At 38.3% G+C, this 22,553-nt stretch carries 14 protein-coding genes; 7 read left to right on the top strand and 7 right to left on the bottom strand.

The annotated features are described in order from the left end of the window. Positions 1-75 precede the first annotated feature (75 nt). Positions 76-510 (top strand): IS200/IS605 family transposase, encoded by a 435-nt coding sequence (tnpA, locus tag AWW67_RS05155; RefSeq protein WP_062300565.1) that lies wholly within the window; start codon positions 76-78, stop codon positions 508-510. Between the two features lie 272 nt (positions 511-782). Here the strand turns inward: tnpA and AWW67_RS05150 are convergent, their stop codons facing one another. After that, positions 783-3,332, bottom strand: a complete 2,550-nt coding sequence (locus AWW67_RS05150; protein WP_062300564.1) for a M14 family zinc carboxypeptidase — start codon at positions 3,330-3,332, stop codon at positions 783-785. Between the two features lie 131 nt (positions 3,333-3,463). Here AWW67_RS05150 and ade point away from each other — a divergent pair, with 131 nt between their 5' ends. From ade to AWW67_RS05125, 5 genes are all read left to right on the top strand, one after another. Then, positions 3,464-5,095, top strand: a complete 1,632-nt coding sequence (ade, locus tag AWW67_RS05145) for an adenine deaminase (RefSeq protein WP_062300563.1) — start codon at positions 3,464-3,466, stop codon at positions 5,093-5,095. A 70-nt stretch (positions 5,096-5,165) separates the two neighbouring features. Next, positions 5,166-6,479: a tetratricopeptide repeat protein gene (locus AWW67_RS05140; protein WP_062300562.1), complete on the top strand. Its 1,314-nt coding sequence runs from the start codon at positions 5,166-5,168 to the stop codon at positions 6,477-6,479. Beyond that, a complete protein-coding gene (locus AWW67_RS05135) occupies positions 6,479-6,775 on the top strand; it encodes a sll1863 family stress response protein (protein WP_053225045.1) in 297 nt (98 codons plus the stop codon). Before AWW67_RS05140 ends, AWW67_RS05135 begins: the two co-directional genes overlap by 1 nt. 190 nt (positions 6,776-6,965) lie before the next feature. Further along, positions 6,966-9,242 (top strand): PAS domain S-box protein, encoded by a 2,277-nt coding sequence (locus AWW67_RS05130; protein WP_176699994.1) that lies wholly within the window; start codon positions 6,966-6,968, stop codon positions 9,240-9,242. Continuing rightward, a complete protein-coding gene (locus tag AWW67_RS05125) occupies positions 9,239-9,631 on the top strand; it encodes a response regulator (protein ID WP_053225043.1) in 393 nt (130 codons plus the stop codon). The genes AWW67_RS05130 and AWW67_RS05125 overlap by 4 nt, the downstream gene beginning before the upstream one ends. A 20-nt stretch (positions 9,632-9,651) precedes the next feature. Here AWW67_RS05125 and AWW67_RS05120 read toward each other — a convergent pair whose 3' ends face one another. Both AWW67_RS05120 and AWW67_RS05115 read right to left on the bottom strand, forming a co-directional pair. After that, positions 9,652-10,548: an ABC transporter permease gene (locus AWW67_RS05120; RefSeq protein WP_141655379.1), complete on the bottom strand. Its 897-nt coding sequence runs from the start codon at positions 10,546-10,548 to the stop codon at positions 9,652-9,654. Next, the gene (locus AWW67_RS05115; RefSeq protein ID WP_141655378.1) at positions 10,502-11,023 is read right to left on the bottom strand and encodes a hypothetical protein; all 522 of its coding nucleotides are present in this window, start codon (positions 11,021-11,023) and stop codon (positions 10,502-10,504) included. Before AWW67_RS05115 ends, AWW67_RS05120 begins: the two co-directional genes overlap by 47 nt. A 772-nt stretch (positions 11,024-11,795) precedes the next feature. On the opposite strand from AWW67_RS05115, the gene AWW67_RS05110 reads away from it, so the two are divergent. Then, positions 11,796-12,890 carry a BF3164 family lipoprotein gene (locus AWW67_RS05110; RefSeq protein WP_062300558.1) on the top strand — a complete coding sequence of 365 codons (1,095 nt, stop codon included), beginning with the start codon at positions 11,796-11,798 and terminating at the stop codon, positions 12,888-12,890. A 3-nt stretch (positions 12,891-12,893) separates the two neighbouring features. Here the strand turns inward: AWW67_RS05110 and AWW67_RS05105 are convergent, their stop codons facing one another. Genes AWW67_RS05105 through AWW67_RS05090 form a run of 4 tightly spaced genes read right to left on the bottom strand, consistent with a single transcriptional unit; the run spans position 12,894 to position 22,504 of the window. Further along, complete coding sequence (locus tag AWW67_RS05105) at positions 12,894-15,254, bottom strand: ABC transporter permease (protein WP_062300557.1); 2,361 nt, start codon at positions 15,252-15,254, stop codon at positions 12,894-12,896. Positions 15,255-15,265: 11 nt separating this feature from the next. After that, entirely contained in the window at positions 15,266-17,719 is a 2,454-nt protein-coding gene (locus tag AWW67_RS05100; RefSeq protein ID WP_176699993.1) for an ABC transporter permease, read from the bottom strand. A gap of 2 nt (positions 17,720-17,721) precedes the next feature. Then, on the bottom strand, positions 17,722-20,100 hold the full coding sequence (locus AWW67_RS05095) for an ABC transporter permease (RefSeq protein ID WP_062300555.1): 2,379 nt from the start codon (positions 20,098-20,100) through the stop codon (positions 17,722-17,724). Between the two features lie 4 nt (positions 20,101-20,104). Beyond that, positions 20,105-22,504: an ABC transporter permease gene (locus tag AWW67_RS05090; RefSeq protein ID WP_062300554.1), complete on the bottom strand. Its 2,400-nt coding sequence runs from the start codon at positions 22,502-22,504 to the stop codon at positions 20,105-20,107. Positions 22,505-22,553: the final 49 nt, after the last annotated feature.

Here is a 22,553-nt window from a genome sequence, read left to right as displayed (position 1 = left end):
CCGTGGGCTATGATAAAGGAATGAATTGGCAGAACCGTTTTAACGGTTTATATTGGTAATTATAAAAGAAACACCATGTCACATTCCCTCAATAAAATATGGATTCATGCCATTTGGGCAACTAAGGAGAGGGCTCCGCTCCTAAAGAACAACATAGAACAAAAGGTTTATCAATTTATTTCAGCCCAACTTCGAGAACAAGGTTGCCCAGTCAGAATCATCAATGGCATGCCAGACCATATTCATTGTCTATTTCTTCTAAATCCACAAAAATCAGTGGCTGAAATCGTCAAACAAGTAAAAGGAAGCTCCTCTCATTATGTTAATAAGAACAATCTGATTTCAGAGAAATTTTCTTGGCAAACTGGATATGCGGCCTATTCTGTTTCAGAGTCGGTGGTTGAAAAGGTTTTTCTTTACATAAAAAATCAAAAAGAGCACCACCAAAAGAAAACGTTTCAACAGGAATATGATGAATTCTTGAGTAAAAACGGATTGAGTAATTCCTAATCCACTCTCTCAGGTTGTCCGATTTACCTACCTCTGGCAGAACCTGTAACCACTATTCACCAAGGACTTTGTCTTTGGGCTAAGCTCCTAACATTGTTACTTCAGACTCTTCTGCCAATATTCGAGATCAGGGATATAAAAAAGACGACTACTGTTAAAATGGTTAAAACCATTACACAAAGATATTCAATATCATAGCCCACGGCTTAAGCCGTGGGCTATGATAAAGGAATGAATTGACAGAACCGTTTTAACGGTTTACATAAGGCCTATTAATAATTACCGAAGAACACCGCATTAAACAATAGCCTGTTGGTGCCGTACCACATACCACGGAAATTCGGGTTGTCTACAAACATTACTACATTACCCCTACCCATACTTGTAGCGATCAATGAAGCCGTTCCGCCAATATCTTTCAAGTTAGCTTTGCTCACATAACCACTCAACAATGGATTTTCAGTATACTTTACCACCGTATTGGTTGGGCTGGAGCTTGGTTGAATTAAGGTAGAATGATTTCGATACACCGGCAACTCTCGGCTGGTATAACCAAAGCCAATTGGATGTGTAATGTCGATATCCGTCATGTACATTGAGCCACCAATAGATTGCGCTCCGTAGAAATCACGTGAAGTCACATAGTCCATTCGCTCTGGCGTTTCTCTTTCACTCCGAGGTGCATATTTTTCATTCACCCATTTCGCGCCAATGGCCCAACTGGTTGCCCCTTTAATAGTAATCAGCGTTCCGCCTTCTCTAACCCAAAGCTTAATTCTATCTAAGGTACTTTCTCCTAAAGAATTGTAAGAACCCGAAACCAGAATCAAAGTGTTGTAATTACTCCAATTGATTCTATCAGCGTTATCCATATCTACTTTGGTGATAGGCATTCCCACTTTAGAATCGAACAAATGCCAAACCTCACCCGCTTCTGCACTATTGGTGTTTCCGCCTATCAGCATGATTGCTTTGGGTTTTCTTACCGTAGTAAAGCTTCCGCTGCCTAAATCTACACCCGAAGTACTAAAACCAGTTTTCACACTTTGGGCACGAATACCAGCAATCTCGGTGGCTTCTTCCACATAAGCATGTACCAAATCAGCATCCATTTCCTGACGAGAAACTGGAATCATTAAAGTGCCATAACCATATTCTTTTACACCTTCATTAGTTTCAATAGAGAATGGTTTACTACCGTAGTTCACGTAAACGCCCTTTTCTAAAAGGTAATTCAAGGCCTTGGGCGCATAATATTCGTTCCACTCAATCAAATAAGCATAATTGGTTTTCGGAACTCGGGCATAAGTGCCTTTCAGGTCGTTTCTCGTTAATTCTTTGCCCGATAAATCTTGTTTCCCTTTCCATTCGGCATAAGGCATATTGTAGGTTAAAGCGGCTGTCCAAGAAGAAGCATCGTAGAAAATACTATCATGAAAATCGATAACTTTTTCGAACATGGTGCGCACCATTCTGTATTGCTTTTGCGCATTTGGAACATAGAATGCTTTGCCAGCTTTATAGTTTTTCCCATCTAATTCGATGTCATCATTCAGCGCTACCGTTTTGATTTTATGTCGTAACAACAAATCAATAAAGGCCTGATTTCTTCCGTCATCTGCAGGGTCACCAAACACCCAACCTTTCACTGGGTTCTTTGCACCTTCTTCCAAAGCAGAATCGAAATAGTTTTCCATGTGCTTAAGCAACACTTCACGCTCTCCTACCGAAGCACGTACTGTGGCCAAACTAGAGGTTACATGGTTTTTTATAGTGAAGGCAAAAGCCACTTTTCCTGTTGGGGAATCTTGCACGTGCCCTCTAGAACTGGCTTGTTCGAAAACCAATCCTAAAGCCCCGTGAATATCTGGATAAGTAGAGCCATAGCCAGGATAGCTGTTGTCGTACTGTTCTTTAGTGAAATACAAAGAACCAATTTCGTCTAAGGCTTCATGGAAATAACCTGCAAAAAGGTTGTTCAAGCCATCATAATTATCTCTCGGCACTACTGGGTTTTCAGAACCAAATGGTTTTGTGGGTTCGAAAAAGTAAGTCGAATTCGTTCCCATTTCATGAAAATCGGTCACCACATTTGGATACCATTTGTGGTAGAAGTCGATTCTTGCTTGGCTTTCTACATGCGCCAAAGGCAGCCAGTCGCGGTTCAAGTCATACCAATAGTGATTTGTTCTTCCGCGTGGCCAAGCTTCATTGTGCTCCACATCAATGGGGTCGGACACCATTGGATCACCTAAATAAGAGTTGGCCCAAGTAGAGTGACGATCGCGACCATCAGGATTAAAGGTGGGGTCTACCATTAACACTGCATCTTTCAATGCCGCCCTTACCTCGGCAGACTGACCCGCCACATAATAATATGCGGTAAGCATGGCCGCTTCGGAGCTCGATGGCTCATTGCCATGTACGTTGTAGCCCAACAGCACCACCGACTTCATATCGGTGTAATCGCCCACACTTTGGGTTGGATCGGTGAGTTTTAAATGCTCTTTTCTGATGGATTCTAAGTTTCTATGGTTTTCAGGCGAAGTGATGGTCAATACCACCAGTTGCCTGTGTTCGTAGGTTTCTCCAATGGTATCGAGCTTTGCACGATCCGAGATTCTAGCGAGCTCGCGCATGTAGCCGACAATGGCATCGTGGCGGGTATGCAAAGTGCCGATGGGATAGCCTAAATACTTTTCTGGGCTAGGAATCTTTGGGTCGAAGCGAGTGCCCTCTGCAAAGAAATAATCGTTTTGAGCTTTTAAACTAAATAGGGCGAATAAAAGAACAATGGTTGTGAATAGACTTCTATATCTCATGGTTGAATGTTTTTTCTTCTCTTCAAATGTGAGTAAGTTGAAATTATTACTATTCAAACTTTCTCATTAAGGTTTGTTCCTTTTTGCGAACTTTACTCCACTAAAATACAACACCAAGTAAAAATCAAAGCATGAAAGTCTCAGGCCATATTTTAGATGTACGAAACAGAAGGTTGTTCAAAGGAATCCTCCACATCAAAGATAACAGAATAGAAAGAATTGAGCCATCAGATACTGTAGACGGTCAATTCATTATGCCTGGGTTTATAGATTCACACGTTCATGTAGAAAGTTCGATGTTAGTTCCTTCAGAATTTGCCCGACTTGCGGTAGTACATGGAACCGTGGCCACAGTGTCGGACCCTCATGAAATAGGCAATGTTTTGGGGGTAAAAGGCGTGGAGTACATGATTGAAAACGGTAAGCAGGTGAACTTCAAGTTCAATTTTGGAGCGCCTTCTTGTGTGCCTGCTACCACTTTCGAAACCGCAGGTGCAGAAATAAGCCCTGATGAAGTTCGGTACCTACTCGAAAAAGATGAAATCAAATATTTAGCTGAAATGATGAATTGGCCGGGCGTACTTTTTAACGACCCTGTGGTTTATGAAAAAATAAACATCGCCAAATCACTAGGCAAGCCTATTGACGGCCATGCACCAGGTTTAAGAGGCGAAAAAGCAGAGGCATATGTAAAAGCAGGAATGTCTACCGATCATGAATGCTTTACCAAAGAAGAAGCGCTTGACAAGCTAAAGCACGGAATGAAGATAGCCATCAGAGAAGGTAGCGCGGCTAAAAACTTCGAGGCATTAATCGAATTACTGCGTGATTACCCTGAAATGATCATGTTTTGTTCTGACGACAAACACCCTGACAATTTAGTCGAAGGCCATGTTAACTTATTGGTAAAGAGAGCACTCGCCAAAGGCCATGAGTTGTTTAATGTTCTCCAAGCAGCCTGTATAACACCAATAGACCACTATAATTTAGAGGTAGGCAGCCTACAAGTTGGAGACCCTGCGGATTTCATCACTATTGATAACCCAAGTAATTTTAAAGTTTTAGCTACTTACATTAATGGTGAAAAAGTAGCAGAAAATGGAAAAACGCTCATTCCAAGAGTGGAAAACCTTATCATCAATAATTTCAATTGCGACCCGATTTCCGAATCCCAAATTCAAGTTGCAGATGAAGGTGGTAAAATCAATGTAATCGAAGCCCTGGACGGACAATTAGTCACCAACTGTATTGAAGCAGAAGCCTCCACCGACCAAAATGGGAATTTAGTATCGAATGTAGAGAGTGATGTATTGAAAATGGTGGTGATAAATCGTTATAAGCCAGCAAAGCCGGCCATTGCGTTCATTAGAAATTTCGGTTTAAAGAAAGGAGCTATTGCGTCTAGTGTAGGCCACGATTCTCACAATATTATTGCGGTAGGTGTTACTGATGAAGCGATTGTAAAAGCAGTAAACCTAATTATTAAAGCCAAAGGAGGAGTTAGTGCCGTATCTGAAAAAGAAGAAGCCTTAGTAGCATTACCCGTAGCAGGAATTATGAGTGCAGAAGATGGATATGATGTGGCCGAAGCCTATTCAAACATCGATAGAATTTCTAAAGAGATGGGAAGTAAACTAAATTCACCGTTTATGAGTTTGTCCTTTATGGCATTATTAGTGATACCATCTTTAAAGCTTAGTGATTTAGGATTGTTCGATGGAGACAGTTTCAAATTCAAACCTTTATTTGTTAAGCATTCGTAACAATTTAATAACGAGTGTAGGTTATCGTGATTTTTAATTGCGTTAATTTTGGCTCCTTAAAATTACAATTATGAAAAAGTTAATATTCTGCCTTACTCTGGTTTTTTCAGCTTTACCAGCGTTAGCTCAAAATCCAGATATAACATATCCTGATGATCCGCAACTAGCTGAAGAGGCCAAAAGAAAATTTGCTATGTCGTTAGACGATATGGCATTAGAAAGATATAGAGAGGCTGCTAACTCTCTGGCTTGGCTATTGAAAAACGCACCAGATCTTTATGAAGGCCTGTATATCAACAGTTATAAGGCTTATGAAGCAATAGCGGAAAAAGAAACCGACCGAACCAAAAAGAGGGTTTATTTAGACTCTATGTTTACGGTATACAAGTTGAAAGACGAGAGATTTCCGCTTAGCGATACAGAAATAAATAACGTGGCTTATAGGTATTATAAATACCATAAGGATGATGCTGACAAATATGATGAAGCTCTAAAGGCTTTTGCTAGGGCGTATGAAAAGCCAGATGAGGTGATCAATAACAATTTGGTTGCTTATATGGATATCGTTAGGCGAAGCCATATAAAAAAGAAGAACATCACAGATGATCAAGTTTTGGATATCCACGCTAAAATCACCGAAGTAATAGAAGACCGAATTGCAAAAGGCAAGGATGTACCCAAATTCGAACAATACAAAACAATAATTGATCAAGCCCTTACCACTATTATTGATGTGAATTGCGATTTCATTGAACAGAAACTCTACCCACAACTGAAAGAAAACCCAAGCAACGTAAAGTTAGCCAAAAGGATTTTCCAGTTATCGCTAACCGCCAAATGCTCTGATTCAGACTTCTTTATGGAAGCCGTTGAGGTAGTACATAATGCGGAACCAACTTCTGGTTTAGCTGGAATTATTGGTAGAAGAAAACTTTCAAGCAAAGAGTATCCTGAGGCAATAAAATACCTAGAAGAAGCGATTAGCTTAGAACAAGACAAAGCAAAAAAAGCTGAAACAACTCTTTCATTGGCCAAGGCATATGCCCTTTCTGGCGAAAAAGTGAAAGCACGAAACGAAGCTATAAAAGCAGCCGAACTTGATCAAAGCGTGGTAGAAGAAGCCTACAACCTTATAGCTTCAATGTACATGAACAGCTTTGATGAGTGTAAGCAAAACGTAAGTCAAGTTGCAGATAGGGCTATTTTCTTTGCAGCTTACGATGCCTATAAAAAGGCCGGCAATACCAAAGGAATGGAAAGTGCAAGAGCACAGTTCCCTACAAAAACCGAGATCTTTGAACTAAACTTAGAAGAAGGAGCCTCGATTAAAGTAGGATGCTGGATTAACGTAACTTCAACTATTAGAACTAGACCTACAGAATAATGGCAATAAGAGATGAAGCGGAACAACTGATAAAAGACCTCCGCAATAAAATTGACGAGCTTATTGAAAAAGCTAAAGATGCTTCTGGAGAAGTACGCGAAGAAATGGAAGAAACCATTGAAAAGTTAAAAATTCAGCGCGACAAGCTAGAAGAGAAAATGGACGATTTTAGGGTTAAAAATGAACCTAAAATTGAAGAAGCCAAACATCATTTGAAAAATGCACTAGATGAGATAGGCAAAGCCTTTGAAAAAATGTTCAGAAAAGGCCCAAGCGCAGAAGAGATGAAAGATTAGTAAACACTTCTGTGAGAGCCCTAACCAAGAGCCATTTCTATTGTAGGAATGGCTCTTGTTATTTATAACCACCCAATCTTCAAAAAACAATTCCTGTAAAAAAACTTTGTTTTTATATATTGCATTAAGCTGTAATGTTCATTGGTCATAATACATCAGCTTATGAGAACGTAAAGTCCCAATAATGCCAATGCATAATTCAGAAAACCAACCCATTAAAGATCGTAGTAAATTATTTGTTGAGCAGGCCCCCTCTGCAATTGCCATGTTCGATCGCGAGGTGCGCTACTTGGCAGCCTCACAACAATGGTTAAAAGACTACAACCTAGAAGGACGTGATATCATCGGTAAAAGTCACTACGACATTTTTAATAATATTAGCCAAGAATGGAAAGACATTCATCAGGAATGTTTAAGAGGAGCTATAAAACGGAAACAAGAAGACTCATTTATTGGCAATGATGGCACTACACAATGGATCAGTTGGGATGTTAGACCATGGTACACCGAGAAAAATGAGATTGGCGGCATTCTAATGTATACTGCCGACATTACCTCTATTAAGAAAAAAGAACACCTTCTTTCTAGGTATCAAGAGTTACTTGAAAAAACCAATGAGGTGGCGAGTATTGGTACTTGGGAAGTAGACCTCAAAAAAAAGACAGTAACATGGAGTAAAGTAACCCGAGACATTCATGAAGTTGATGATAATTATACTCCGAACTTTGGAGATGGAATCAGTTTTTATAAAGAAGGAGAAAACAGGGATTTACTTTTGGAAAGTTTTCAGGCCTGTATTGATGAAAAGAAAGTCTTTGACTTAGAACTTGAAATTATTACCGATAAAGGAAACCACAAATGGATACGTACTGTTGGAATTCCTGAAATTGAAAATAATGAAGTAGTAAGTGTTTATGGGGTTTTTCAAGACATTGACGAAAAAACCAAAGCCAACAAACTTTTATCGCTTCAAGAAGAACAGTTCCGCCAAACCTTTGAATTTGCAGCTAACGGTATGGCCCTAGTGGGGCTTAAAGGCGAATGGTTACAGGTAAATAAAAGCTTAAGCCAAATCATAGGCTACACAAAAAATGAGCTAGCTAATTTAACTTTTGCCGACATTACCCACCCCGATGATTTAGAGAAAGACTACAGTTTATTAGACCAACTCATAAGAGGTAAAATTGATAGTTACCAAATGGAAAAAAGGTATTTCCATAAAAACGGCCATATTATTTGGGTTTTACTATCCGTTTCTATGGTAAAAAACAGCTCAGGCCTACCAAGCCATTTCGTTTCTCAAATCAATAACATTACAGAAAGAAAACAAGCTCAATTTGAATTACAAGAAAGCTTAAGTAAACTACAAGGCATACAAGATGCTAGTACACAAGTAAGCATTATAGAAACCGATTTAAATGGAATTATTAAATCATTTAATCGAGGGGCAGAGAATCTTTTAGGTTATTCTGCAGGCGAAATGATTGACAAACAAACCCCCGAAATCATTCATTTAGCTAGCGAAATTAAAGAGCGAAGTAAAGAATTATCAGAGAATTACAACATTAGTATTCAGGGTATGCAAACCCTGATTTACCAAGCCTCCATTGGTCTATACGAAACCAGAGAATGGACCTATATGAGAAAAGATGGTTCCACGTTTCCTGTTCAGCTAACTGTAACTGCCATTAAAAATAGACATAACGAGGTAAAGGGCTACCTGGGTGTAGCAACAGACATTTCGAATTTAAAACGAGTAGAAGAAGAAGTGAAATCTCTGCTTGACGTAACTCAGGAGCAAAATGAGCGCCTTCTCAATTTCGCACATATAGTTTCTCACAACCTTAGGTCTCATTCAGGTAACCTTTCAATGCTTACAGAGCTGATGAAAATGGAAGTGCCAGAAGCTACCCAAAACCCCTTTTTCCCATTATTGACCGAAGCTTCAGAAAACCTAAAAGAAACGATACAACACCTGAATGAAGTGGTGGCTATGAGTACCAAAACCAATGACAATTTACTTTCATTGAATCTTTTAGAATATATTAAAAAAGCACAAACTAATCTTCATGCTACAATTCTAGAAAGTAAAACACAAATAGAAATCAACGTGTCTTCTTCTATTTTTGTAAAGGCAATTCCTGCCTATTTAGAAAGTATTTTTCTTAACTTGATCTCCAATGCCGTCAAGTACCGATCGGCTGACCGAACAAACCAAATTAGCATTGATGCATTTGTGAAAAAAGAATTTGTGGTCATTAAATTTACCGACAACGGTATGGGAATGAACATGAAACTCCATGGGCGTAAACTGTTTGGCATGTACAAAACATTCCATGGAAATGAAGATGCTAGAGGAATCGGACTATTCATTACTAAAAATCAAATCGAGGCAATGAATGGTAAAATAGAAGTTGAAAGCGAACTCAATAAAGGAACAACATTTAAAGTGTATTTGAAATTATGAAGAAAATTGATATTGCCTGTATTATAGATGATGACCCCATTTTTGTTTTTGGAGCAAAGAGAATGATGGAATTGGCCAACTTCTGTAATGGTTTTATGGTATTTCAAGATGGCAAAAAAGCGCTAGAAGGATTATCAGCGATAATTGCTTCGGGAAATAATTTACCCGAACTCATTTTGCTGGATTTAAACATGCCTGTTATGGATGGTTGGCAATTTTTAGATGAGTTCACCAAAATAAAAACTGACAAAAAAATAACCCTTTACATTGTAAGTTCTTCAATTGACAATGAGGATTTTAAAAAGGCCGAAACCTACGAGGTAGTCAGCAATTACATTGTAAAACCAATTACCATGGAAGCACTAGAAGGTATACTTGAGGATTTTTAACTCAAGTATACCTTCAATCATTACTCTTCTCTAAGCGTGTCAGCTGGGTTTGCTTTAGATACCTTCATAGAAAAAAACAAAGTCACCAATAGATTTAGGCCAAAAAAACCAGCCAAGGCGAACACAAACATTGCAGGCTGAATAGAAACTCGATATTTAAATTCAGCTAGCCAATCTTGCATAACGTAAACTGTAATGGGTGTAGCAATTAAAAAAGCAACAATCACCAAAATGCCATTCTCTTTATTCAACAAAAGAATGAGCTGCCTTATAGAGGCACCCAATACCTTTCTTACACTCACTTCTTTTTTTCGCTGCTCAGCTGAATAAGTAGCCATGGCCATTAAACCCAATAAAGAAATGAAAATGGCCAAGCCAGAAAAAGTATTAAACAAAGCCACTTGATCTGCTTCTTCTTTATAGTACTTCTCTATTTCGTCATCCACATAACTGAACTCAAATGGCCGGTTCAAAAGACTTTCGTATTTAGCTTTAATTTCTTTGAGGGTAGCTTGATGTCCTTCGGTTTCAAAGCGGATCAATAAGTTCTCATTCCACCAACTTTCTTTACCCAATATTACAGAGGGTAAAATTTCATCTTTTAATGAAGAAGAGTGAAAATCTTCAATTACGGCTACTACTCTCATTTTATAGCCTGCATATTGATACACATATTTCCCAATCGCACTTTCATCCTTCCAGCCTAAACCATCGGCAACAAGCTTGCTGATTACAATTTTTGTAGAATCGAGTTGTGCCATATCAAAACCCTCTTCTGACTCCAATATTTTCAGTCCTAAAGTATTGATCACATCTTCATCACCTAACACAAAAGACACTTCTACATAAGGTGGGCGTTCCTCGACATCACTATCGTAATAACCTCCAAAAACCCCCACTCCAAGTATGATTACCAAACATCCAATTGGTTACAGTAGCCGATGACACACCAGACATACCAAGTACCTCATTCTTAAAAACTTGAGACTTCCCTTTCAAGTCTTCAAAAAGCGGAACATACACCAGCAATTCTTCATCAAAACCCATTTTCTGCTCTTTCAAAAACTTCATTTGAGAATGCATAATAAGGGTAACCAAAATCATAATACCTGCCACCAAAAACTGAAAGCCAACCAAAACTCTTCTTAAGCCACCCTTGCCTGCGGTTCCGCTCATGTTATTTTTCAATAGCACTAATGGCTTATATCGACTGATATAAAATGACGGATAAAGCCCGGTTAACACACCAATGGTAAGCCCCATTAAAGGGACGAAAAACAAAAACTCGAGGCTGAAATACCTCAATTCCATCGTTTTCCCCAATAAGTTATTCATTAGAGGTAATAGTCTTTCCGTAAGCGCAAAAGCCATGACTAGAGCAATTGTAGTCACCACCACAGATTCTACCAATTGATACCAAACCAGTTGAGATGCTCAAAAATAAAACCGTTGCAATTATAGGTTGAACTCAGCCTATGGTATAAAAAACAAAAATTGTTTTTTATACACGTATTAAATAAGTAATTTAGACAGATAACTAAAAAATAACATCATGAAATCCTTAACTGTAATCCTTTTGACATTACTTTTGTTTAGTTCAAATTCCATTGAACGTGAGATCCTTCCTAAAGAAAACCTTCTTTTTTCTGTAAAGAAACCGTGTTATTCTAAACTTCAATTTTATCCTGGTCATTCTACAAGGAAATGTTCGACTTGTGAAGTTATGCTTGATTATAAGGGGTACAGGGATCCCCAAGAGGACGAGGAGTTCTGCAATGATTATAACTAAATATGCATAGATTTTGGGGAGTATCAAAGCCCTTTAATGCAATATGGAGTATAACTAATTGTCATTTCTGAATACTATAATTCTTAGATATTTATTATCATATTTTTAATAAATCTAAGAAAAATAAACAGCAATAGTTAGGTTTTGATTACCGCACAATGAATTGCCATGTATAATTATTATATGCAATAAATATGTTTATGTTTTTTTTTAAAAAACATAAACAATAAACAGTACACAAAGAATTACCCTGAGAGTTTTAGAGCTTGAACGACACTTTAGCAGAGCTCAGAAATGTTAGCCGTCAAGTAACGATAATATTCTCTTTCTTTTACTCTCTGGTTGTAAGACAGAATCAGATGAATTAATTACCAAATGCCCCGTAAATTTCACCCCCCACTGTCAGTGCTTCTAATTATTCTCTACTCTCAAATTAATTTTGGTTGTTCCAAAAAAGATGAGAGTGCTAGAAAAGTAGTCATTAATAATTTCCCTATTAACATGACACTCCATGGGGAACCAATTTTACTCAATGAAATTAACTCGTCACAGTTGTATTTAGTTGATACCCTTCTTTTGGTAGAGCAACTAGAACTAAAACAATGGAATTTTAATGTCTATAGCATACCAGAGCTTAATTTTGTTGGGAATTTAGGGAGAGTTGGTGACGGCCCAAAGGAATGGAGAAAAGTAAGGTTTTCTCATCAAACAGAAATATCTGATTCTGGTAAAGTATCGTTGTGGGTAAATGACATAAGGCACGCAAGGTTTCAATTGGTAGATTTACGAAGTAATCTCAATAAAGTTGAGCCAAATATTTTTTATGATTTCAAACACCCTAAGGAATTAGACTTGATACAAAATTTGATTTATTTAGACTCAAATAAGTGGGTTGGGAATTTGGGGCCAAATTCCCTTGATAGAGGAAGGTTTTTGGTGTATAATCCTATATCTAGAACTACCAATCTTATACCCTTCAATCTGAATGTCATTAATGAAAAAATGTTAACTTTAGATGATTATTACGATATATACTTTAGTTCTTTGAGAGTAAATAAAGATAAAACAAAGCTTATTTCAGCAATGCATCGCTTCGATAGAATTGACATTTTTGATACAAGCAATCTCTTTAAGCCTATACTCTCAATAGTAGGTAAAAAAATGAGCGATAATTTAGATGCCTCGAAAATAAAACAAGATAATTCGTATTTAAGAATATTCTATTTTGACTTATTTACCAGTGAATCTTACATATACGCTCTCTATTTTGATCAACCTTATTACTTTTATGGCAATAATCTAAAATCAACAGAAATAAGAGTCTTCGACTGGACAGGAACACCAATTGCAAAATTCCTCATTCCTGAATACCTGACAAGTTTTACCATTGATGAAAAAAATGGTTTCATTTATGGAGCATCCTATTTTCAAGAGAAAATAATGCGCTATCCTTTCTCTCTAAATGAGTAAATCTTATTCCTCTCTAAGTGTATCTGCTGGGTTGGCCTTTGACACTTGCAAGGACTGTAAAAAAGTAACCAACCAGCTCAAAGCCAAAAAGCTTAAAAAAGCACCAATGAATATGAGTGGCGTAATTTCAATGCGATATTTAAATTCCGCTAACCAACCCTGCATAGCATAATAGGCAATAGGTGAAGCGATGATGAAGGCCAAAATCACAAGCAGCGTATATTCCTTGTTTAGCATTAAAATCAAGCTCTTTATTGAGGCTCCTAAAACCTTCCGAATACTCACTTCTTTTCTGCGCTGCTCTAAGGTATAGATCGTCAAAGCAATTAAACCTAGGAGGGAAATAAAGACGGCCAAGCCTGAAAAGATTTGAAAAAGCATAAACTGCCCTTGCTCTTGTTTGTAGAAGGCTTTTACCTGATCATCCAAAAAATAGTACTCGACAGGGCGCTGTGCCATGCGTTCGTAAACTTCTCCAAACTCTTGAAGCGCCTTTTGCCCATTCACTGCATCCATTTTCAGCAACAAACTATTAGCCCCCCGATCCATTATTGGAATAATAAACATAGGCTCTATTTCCTGTTTTAGTGAAAATGTATGGAAATCGTCAATTACTGCTACAACATCCATTGGCTCACCTCTAGACGAATACACCCTTCTACCAAGCGGGGCTTCTGTCCACCCCATCTTATCGACTAAAGATTGAGTCACAATCATTTGCCCCTGATTAAATTCTTTAGAATCAAAATTTTCTGCCTTCTGAAGGAATTTCAGTTCAAGTATCTCAGGATAATCTTTGTCAGCATAAACTAAATGAAAACGGTAAGCCTTAGTTTCTTCATTTTCAGGATCTGGCCCATCAAAAAAACTTGATGACGTTGCGTTTCCAACCGTCCAACCTGTAACACTCACAGATTTGACTCCTCCAATCCGTTCAGCTTCATTTTTAAGTGCCTGATATCCTCCTTCTAGGTCTGAATACAGTGGTACCTGAATTACCAAGTCTGGATTAAAACCTAAATCCGTTGTTTTCAAGTAATTCATTTGACTGAACATGATGGCTAGCACCACCAACAACAGCCCGGAAGACACAAATTGAAACAGCACCAAGAACTTTCTTAAATACCCTTTATTACCAACCGCAGCCGTAGTTTTGTTCAAGAGTGCCAAAGGCTTAAACTTTGAAATATAAAACGCTGGATATAAACCAGCCAAAACACCTAAGGCTAAACCAGCCATAAACACCCAAATAAAGAATTCAGAACTGCCGTATTGAAGTGTGATTGACTTATCGAGCAATTGGTTATAAAAAGGCAATAAGCGTTCGGCAATGGCAAAAGCAAATACAAAGGAGACCAATGTAATGACCACGGATTCTGATAATTGACTGAAAACCAATTGAACTTTATTCGCTCCAATCACCTTTCTCAAGCCAATTTCTTTGACTCTACTCATGGATTGGGCCGTTACTAAATTGACATAATTGATTAAAGCCAAGAGCAAAACCACCAAACCAATACCTGAGAAAAGTGTGATATAGCGGATGTCATTTTTTTGAAACGTAGCTCTTTGGTAAGGTGCATAAAGTCTTTGGTCTGTATAGGGTAATAATTCATAGGTATAACCCTCTAGCATATCGCGATATACCGGTTTATCAATAGCCTTAGTAATCCCAGCACTTACCACCTCTTTTGAAGCACTAGGCACAATAGATACATAGGTGGTAATATTTCTAACTGAATGCATCTCTTCCCAAACGTTTTTGAAATACTCTCTTTCGTATACCAACATTTCAAATTGTATTGTACTGTTTTTAGGAGGATCGGTAGCCACAGCAGCCACTGTATAAACCTTACCTTTATTCATCTGAATTTCTTGACCGATTGGATTCGTATCTCCGAATAATTTCTCTCTCAAACTTTGGGTTATTACCACTTGGCTTGTTTCTGAGAAAACAGTCTTTCTATTGGCATTGAGTAGAGCAAAATCAAAAAATTCAAAGAAATTTGAATCAACAAAAAAGACATTTTCTACATTCAGATTCCTTTCTCCAAAATTCAACAAAGAAATCCCTCCCCCAGCAATTCTAGTATGACCATCAATTTGAGGAATGTCCTCTCTGAAAAACTCAACAAAGTCACTGGCAATGGTACTTTTGTATTTCTCCCCATTTTCACTACTAATCACCCGATAAATATTCTCTTTATTCTTGTGGAAATTATCAAAACTGAGTTCATCGCGCACATAAAGCGCAATGAGTAAAAATGCAGTAAGACCAACGGTGAGCCCAGCAATATTCACAAAGGAATAGAGCTTCTCTTTCCGTAGTTTTCTGACAATAAGTTTAAGGTTGTTTTTGAACATAGCTTTAAGGTTTATTCGTTTCTTAAGGTATCTACTGGGTTAAGGCGGCCGGCTTTAAGGGATTGAAACAAAAGTGTCACCACAACAATTAAGGTTATTAAGACACCCGATAAAGCGAAAATGGAGATGCTTAAATCAATTCTATCGGCATAGGTTGAAAGCCATTCTTTAAGCAAGTAGATTGAAGTAGGGATGGCTAAAATGAAAGCTACCACAAGGAGTTTCATAAAACTAGCCCCAAACAATTTCATAATATCAGCTACTGAAGCACCCAACACCTTTCTAATCCCAAACTCATGAACTCTCTGATCAAGAGTGAATACCGCGAGGCCAAACAAACCCAAACAAGAAACTATAACCGACAGTATTGAAAACACCAAAACAGCCCTTAGGCTTTCTTCTTCGATCTTAAGTAAACTAGTATAGCTACTCTCCATCAATTGAATATTTAATTCCTTATCCGAAAACTGAGACCACAATTCTTCAATATTCGCCTTGGCCTCTTTTGGATCATTGACTTTAACAAGAAGGGGGTAATGATAAGCCCCTAAGCCATTATAGGTCTTTCTGGTAATCAATACTGGGGCAATACTTTGCCTTAAATCACTAAAGTAGAAGTCGTTAACCACCCCAATGACCTGAAACCGACTATCTTCAAGTAGTTTCGAGTTATTATCAGTAATTCCCATGATTTTTGCCGCCACTTCGTTAACCAAAACAGGATGTTTAACTTGTGATTGTGAACCTTCTTCATTCTTCGCTACCACAGTATTGCCCTCAAACTCTTCGAAACCATAGCCCTGAATAAAATTCATCTCCATGGTTTCAAAAAAAGAATCATCTACCGTGAAGTAGACTAATGAAACTGTCGTTGAATCTGAGAGTTTTACCTCAATTGGCCGCTCGTATGATTCTTGAAAAGGCATTCTATTTATATGTGCCGCACTCTCAATGGCTGGATATTTCGCAAGCGCATCTTTAAAAGTATTCTTAGATTCTTTGAGTTCATAAGTTTGGAGAACTAAAACACTGAAAGGATCATAACCAATATTACGATTCTGAATGTGCTCTACCTGTAAGTACATCGTAATCACGGCTATAATTAAACCTGCAGAGCAGGTAAATTGCAATACTGCCGCACCTTTTCTTAGCGCCCCAGCATTTAAAATGCTAAAACTCTTTTTTGCACTACCGTTTTTCAATACTGCTGATAAGTTAGCACTAGATAAATATAAGGCTGGGTAAATCCCTGAGACTAGCGTTAGAACAAAAACGAACAAGACTAAGCCTGTAATCCACTCCGTAGTTTGCAAAACAGAATAGTCAACTTTAATGCCTACCAAGTTTGTGTTCAGTGTAATAAGCCCTTCTACAATGGCCAATGCCAAAATGGAGGAAAGCATTACTACGATAAAAGACTCCAGCATAAACTGAAAAATCAGTTGTCTTTTTGACGATCCCAATATCCGCTTCACCCCTACTTCCTTCATTCTGGCAGAAGCTCTAGAGGTTGAAAGACTGACGAAGTTGAGAATGGAAATGATTAAAGCAGCAAGAGCAACAATTGCCATGGTTTTTAACTGAGATGCATCTAAAGATGGCATGAGATTGTTTGTCGTATCTGAGCCTATGCGCAAACCATCTAAAGTCTCTGTATAAAACCCACAATAGAGTCCAGCATTCTTCCATTCTTCTGCAGAAATAACCTGACCTCCGTAAGTCTTGGGTTGAATATATTTATGGCTTAGTTCAAAAAGCCTTTCATCAAGTTTACTTGTGGTTGTATTTGGCACTGCTACCAAATAATTATAGATGGAAGAGTTCTGCCAACCATCCAAGGGTAAGCTTGAATCTGGAATCCGAACTTCAGAAACCAACAAATCAAAGTTTAGCTGACTCTTAAAAACGGGAGTCTTTATTACCCCGCTAATGACAACAGGAACTTGCAAAATGCTATCCCTAGCAAAGGAAGAGGTTACAAAAATAGTTTTCCCATAAACATCTTCAGTACCAAACAACTCTTTGGCATACTCCTCACTCAAAACCGCAGAATTGGGTGTAGAAAGTGCAGTTCTGGGATCGCCCAATACTAGGTCATAATCAAAAACTTTCAAGAAAGAGGAGTCAACCAAGTAGCCAGCCCCTCTATACTCCAAATCATCAACTCGCAAAGTAACTGTTCGCTTTTTAAAGCTGGTAAATTGCTCAACCTCTGGTATTTCAAATATTACCTGAGCCAGATTTGGTGGCCCCTGAGCGTGTTTACCACCAATCATGGTGTAACTCACTTGAAATATGTCATCCTTCTGCGAAAAGCCTCTTTCATAACTATTCTCCTGATATAGATATAGTGTTACTAGAAAATAAACACTCAGACCCAAAGTGAGCCCAGCAATATTGAGAAAGTGTAGAAAGGTTGACTTTCTAAAACTTCTTATGGCAAATTTGAAGGTTTGTTTGAGCATAATCATTCTGATTTAAGTGAATCAACAGGGTTTTTAACTGCTACTTTATAGGATTGATGAAAAACGGTGAGGAACACCATGGCAAAAACTAGGAGGCTTCCAATGATAAAAATAAGTGCAGAAACCTCTATACGATAGGCGAAATCCGTAATCCATTGATTAATGCCCCAAATGGAACAAGGCACTGCAATTAGCAAGGCCAACAAGGCTAGCTTCAAAAAATTGTTCATCAACAATTTGATCAGGTCTGCCACTTGTGCGCCAAGGACTTTTCGTATTCCAAACTCTTTGGATCGTTGATCAGCTGCAAAAACAGTAAGCCCGAACATCCCCAAGCAAGAAATAAAAATGGCCACAGCAGTAAACAGGCTGAAAGCATCCCCAACCTTGTATTCCTTATCTATAATGGCATCATAATTATCTTCTAGAAAATAATGGTTTATAGGTAAGTTTGAAAACTCTTGCCATTTAGCCTCGATCCGTTCAATGTTCTCTTGATTGATCGGCATTTTTATAGCAAGCTGAGTGAACCTTGGTCTCCACTTAAAAATCACTGGACTTATCTGTTCTCTAAGTGACTGAAAATGAAAATCCTTTACCACTCCTATAACTTCATCTCCGTCTAATGTTTGACCCAATACATTTCCGTTACTAATTAAAGATGCCGCAGTCTCATTGATCAGTACGCTTTTGATGTTACTTTCAACATTATCAGAGAATAATCGTCCGTACAGTAACTCAATGCCCAATACATCAAATATCTCTGAGTCACCATAAAATTCATTAGTATAAACAGTCTCTCCACTCGCAGTTTCCATTTCGATTTTAAATCCATTATTCTCTTCTCCTGGAAGACTTGATAGGCTCGATGTGTTTTCCACGATAGCCATTCGTTCTATCTCCGTTCTAAAGGCCTCAAATTGACTGGTTAAAAGACTCGCTTTTGGTAGGACTAAAACGTTCTCTTCGTCAAAGCCTAAATCAATTTTAGATATGTACTTAAGCTGTTTAGACATAAAGACAGCACATATAATAAGGATAGCTGACAGCGAGAATTGAATAACGACTAGAGCATTCCGGAAAACGTTAGAAGAACTAGCACCTTTGAATCCTTTTACTTTCTGGCCTTTTAATAACGCAGTTACTTTGAAAGAAGACAGATAGATGGCTGGATATAAACCAGACAGAATACCGATCAATACAAGTAACAATAGCAGAAAAAATAGAACCTGAGGCGTTTGAACGAGCGAAATCGATATAAAACCATCGAAAAAGTAATCCACTAATTTTAAGGCAAGTTCGGCAAAACCAAAAGCCAGAACTCCCGCGAATAAGGTGATAAGCAAGGATTCAACCAGCAACTGAGTAACCAACACTAACCTAGACGAGCCCATCACTTTTTTCATCCCTATCTCCTTCGCCCTATCCGAAGCTTTGGCAGTTGATAAGTTGATAAAGTTTGCGCAAGAAATAATGAGAATGAAGATTGCGATTATAGCAAAGGCCAACACTGTAGATTTCTCACCCCCGGTTTCTAACTCTCTACTCAACTCAGATTCTAAGTGTATTTCTGTAATGGGTTGAGCAAAAAGCTCAATATTACTATCCTTTGTCCAGTCTTGAAATGTATAATCTGCTGCAAATGACATTGAGGATTGAAAACCTGGGAAGATAAAATCTTCGTTAATTTCATCAAATAGTTTCTGAAGTTGTTCGGGCTTGACGTTTTGACCTAACACAGCATACGTGTAAGCATTTACACCACTCCAGGCGCTCAGCTTATATGGACTTTCTGGTTTTGACCATAAACCATTAAAATTGAGGTGGGTTTTATACAGTGAAGCTTTAATAATCCCTGTTATTAAAACTTGGACATCCTTGATTATTATAGTTTCACCCACTACATCAGTCCTCCCAAAAAGCCTCTGAGCCTCCTCTTCTGTAAGAATCAGTGAATTGGGGTTATTCAAAGCAGTTTCTCTATTACCGTAGAGAAGATCAAAATCAAAAACATGAAAAAATGATTCGTCTACTTCGAAGTAATTATTTGGCTGAAAGACGACATCACCAACACTCAATACTTGGCTATTTGGCACTCTCACTAAACTGGTAGCTTCTTCCACTTCAGGTTGCTTGGCCAGTTCATCTGCTAAGTTCACTGATGAAGTAGCCATTAAAGAAGCATTTAGAAACTTGGTGTATATCCGATAAGTACGATCCGCTTTAGAAAAACCTCTCTCAAAAGTAGATTCTTGAAACACATATAAACCAATGACTAAGAATGAGGCCAAACCAACGCTCAAACCCACAATATTGAGCACAGAGAAAAGGCCTTTTCTTTGAATATTTCGAATTGCGAGTTTGAGGTGGTGGTGTATCATATATTTACTCGTCTCTAAGTGAATTGACAGGGTTGGCAGTAGCGGCTCGCATAGAACGGTAACCTGTAGTACTTAAGGCTATCAGAAGTGATGCGCCAATACTGATCAAGAAAATAATTGGCCCAATGGCAATGCGGTATTCATACTGCCCAAGCCAACTGTTCATTCCCCAATAGGCCAAAGGCGCAGCCAACAAAAAGGAAAGCCCGACTAAAACAATAAACTCCATTGAAAAACGGCTCATGATGTTGGCTACCGTAGCGCCTAATACTTTTCTAATTCCAATTTCCTTGGCCTTTTGATTTGCCATAAAGGACACCAAGCCGTAGAGGCCTAAGCAACCAATGAAAATGGCAATGAAGGCAAACACAGTAAGCATTTGTGACATTTTCCTTTCGCCTTCATAGAAGTCAGCAATCTCCTTATCTAAAAAAGTATAGTCGAACTCATATTCTTCATGAATGTCGTACCAAATGGTTTCTAGTTCAGCAATTACATTAGCCGAACTCTGCCCGTTGATCCGTAACCCTAGTGTTCTAAAGTTCTCTTGGCGGTTGAACATGGCCACTGGCTCTATGGCCTCAGATAAAGTAGTAACATGATAGTCCTTCACCACTCCTACAATTGGAGCGTTAAAACCCCACAACATCATTCGTTCGCCAATAACTTCATTCGGGTCGGTGATGCCAAGTTTTTTCAGAAAGGTTTCGTTCACTACAAATTGGTTTACGGTATCGCTTTTTGTTAGCCAATCGCCTGCTACCAAATCCAAGCCATAGGTTTTCTGATATTGGTCATCAGCCATTTTTACGTGGGTATTAAGTTCGTTTACTACGCTATCCACCCCATAATAATAGGCGTTGGTAACTGACTGAGAACCTGAAAAAGGTGGTTTATAATTGAAAGAATGAGAAACAACTCCCGGAATGTTCTGAACTTTTGAATCCCATAGGTCACGAGTTCCTTTGTCGGTTTCGGCTAAATTGATATTCAGAATATATTCTTGGTCATAGCCCATATCTACCGAACTAAAATAGTTCATTTGCTGAACTGCCACCACGGTTCCAAAAATCAAAATCTGACAGATTAAGAATTGTGTGAAAACAAGTGACCTTCTGAAGAACAAATTGCCTTTTCCTTTGGTCATACTTCCTTTGAGTGCATAAATGGGTTTTGCACTTGAGAGTACAATTGCTGGGTATAAACCCGCCAAAACCGACACCGCCAAAAGAATAGCAATCAAATAGCCAAGAAGTGCTAAGTCTGCAATAGGATTAAAAGGCACCTCAATTCCTATAAAGTCATTGATCACCATGGGTAAAAGCCTTTCGGTAAGCGCCATGGAAATCATTAAAGCAATAAGGGTTATAGCGAAGGTTTCGCCAATAAACCTTAATATCAACTGCTTTCTTGTACTACCCAGCACCTTGCGCATACCCACTTCCTTGGATCGCTTAACTGCCATGGCAGTAGACATATTAATGAAGTTAAAACAGGCGGTTACAATAAGCAATACACCAATAATGATATAGGCATAAAGAATGGTTTTTGGCGCTACCCGACCACTAAAAGTACCGAAACGCTCATCGAAGTGATATTCGGTAAAAGGGGCTAACAAAAATGTACGTGCTTCACGGGTATCTTTATCCCAGTGCTTTTCTACAAAATCTGGAAATTGAGCATCTATCTTGGCGGGTTCTACATTATTCTCTAAAAGTACAAAGGCCACGTTGTCGCTTGAAATGCTCCCCCAATTATTAAATTCCTTAGGGTCTTTGGCCTTTTTTGTTTCCATGGAAATAAAAATCCCAAAGGGAAAATCTGAGTTTTTAGGAGCGTCTTCTAGCACTGCCACCACCATTAGATCAGTGGTTTTGTTTAGTGTTATGGTTTGTCCTAGAGCAGACTGATTAGGGAAGTACTTTTCGGACAACGTTTTATTGAGCGCAACTATGTTGGGTTCAGAAAAAGCTGTTTCTACGCTTCCCTCAAGTACCTTCCAATCAAAAACGTTGAAAAAAGAAGGGTCGATGTAGGTGAGTTCCGGCTCTTCTTCATAGTATTTAATTTGGCCACCATTATTCACAGAAATAAGTCCGTAACGCTCGTGCGAAATCAGTGTTACTTCTTTTACCCCCACAATTTCGTCTTTAATGGAAGCAGGCATGACCAATGGCACTCCTCCCTGAGGGTATTCTCTACCGTCTTCTACATCAATATGTCCGACACGATATATCGAGTTAAGATTTTCATGATATTGGTTAAAACTGCGCTCTTGTTTTACAATCAAGAACATAACTAAGCTACATGTAATGCCCAGCGTTAAACCGCTGATATTGATGAGCGTGAAAGTTTTGTTTCGAACAAAATTTCTAATTAAGATTTTAAGATAATTTTTGACCATTGTATCTGTGTTTTGAGTTATTCAGTAATCAGGTAATCAGGTAATCAGG

It is taken from the genome of Roseivirga seohaensis, from assembly GCF_001592945.1.
Taxonomy (GTDB): Bacteria; Bacteroidota; Bacteroidia; order Cytophagales; family Cyclobacteriaceae; genus Roseivirga; species Roseivirga seohaensis.
Note: the sequence above shows the minus strand (reverse complement) of the source record. Positions and strands in the feature narration are given on the sequence as shown.

Excerpts from the sequence above, each read along its gene's own strand:
- AWW67_RS05110 (WP_062300558.1), top strand. The coding sequence starts at position 11,796 with ATGCCCCGTAAATTTCACCCCCCACTGTCAGTGCTTCTAATTATTCTC.
- AWW67_RS05090 (WP_062300554.1), bottom strand. The coding sequence starts at position 22,504 with ATGGTCAAAAATTATCTTAAAATCTTAATTAGAAATTTTGTTCGAAAC.
- tnpA (WP_062300565.1), top strand. The coding sequence starts at position 76 with ATGTCACATTCCCTCAATAAAATATGGATTCATGCCATTTGGGCAACT.
- AWW67_RS05130 (WP_176699994.1), top strand. The coding sequence starts at position 6,966 with ATGCATAATTCAGAAAACCAACCCATTAAAGATCGTAGTAAATTATTT.
- AWW67_RS05105 (WP_062300557.1), bottom strand. The coding sequence starts at position 15,254 with ATGTTCAAAAACAACCTTAAACTTATTGTCAGAAAACTACGGAAAGAG.
- AWW67_RS05095 (WP_062300555.1), bottom strand. The coding sequence starts at position 20,100 with ATGATACACCACCACCTCAAACTCGCAATTCGAAATATTCAAAGAAAA.
- AWW67_RS05150 (WP_062300564.1), bottom strand. The coding sequence starts at position 3,332 with ATGAGATATAGAAGTCTATTCACAACCATTGTTCTTTTATTCGCCCTA.
- AWW67_RS05140 (WP_062300562.1), top strand. The coding sequence starts at position 5,166 with ATGAAAAAGTTAATATTCTGCCTTACTCTGGTTTTTTCAGCTTTACCA.
- AWW67_RS05100 (WP_176699993.1), bottom strand. The coding sequence starts at position 17,719 with ATGCTCAAACAAACCTTCAAATTTGCCATAAGAAGTTTTAGAAAGTCA.
- AWW67_RS05135 (WP_053225045.1), top strand. The coding sequence starts at position 6,479 with ATGGCAATAAGAGATGAAGCGGAACAACTGATAAAAGACCTCCGCAAT.
- ade (WP_062300563.1), top strand. The coding sequence starts at position 3,464 with ATGAAAGTCTCAGGCCATATTTTAGATGTACGAAACAGAAGGTTGTTC.
- AWW67_RS05125 (WP_053225043.1), top strand. The coding sequence starts at position 9,239 with ATGAAGAAAATTGATATTGCCTGTATTATAGATGATGACCCCATTTTT.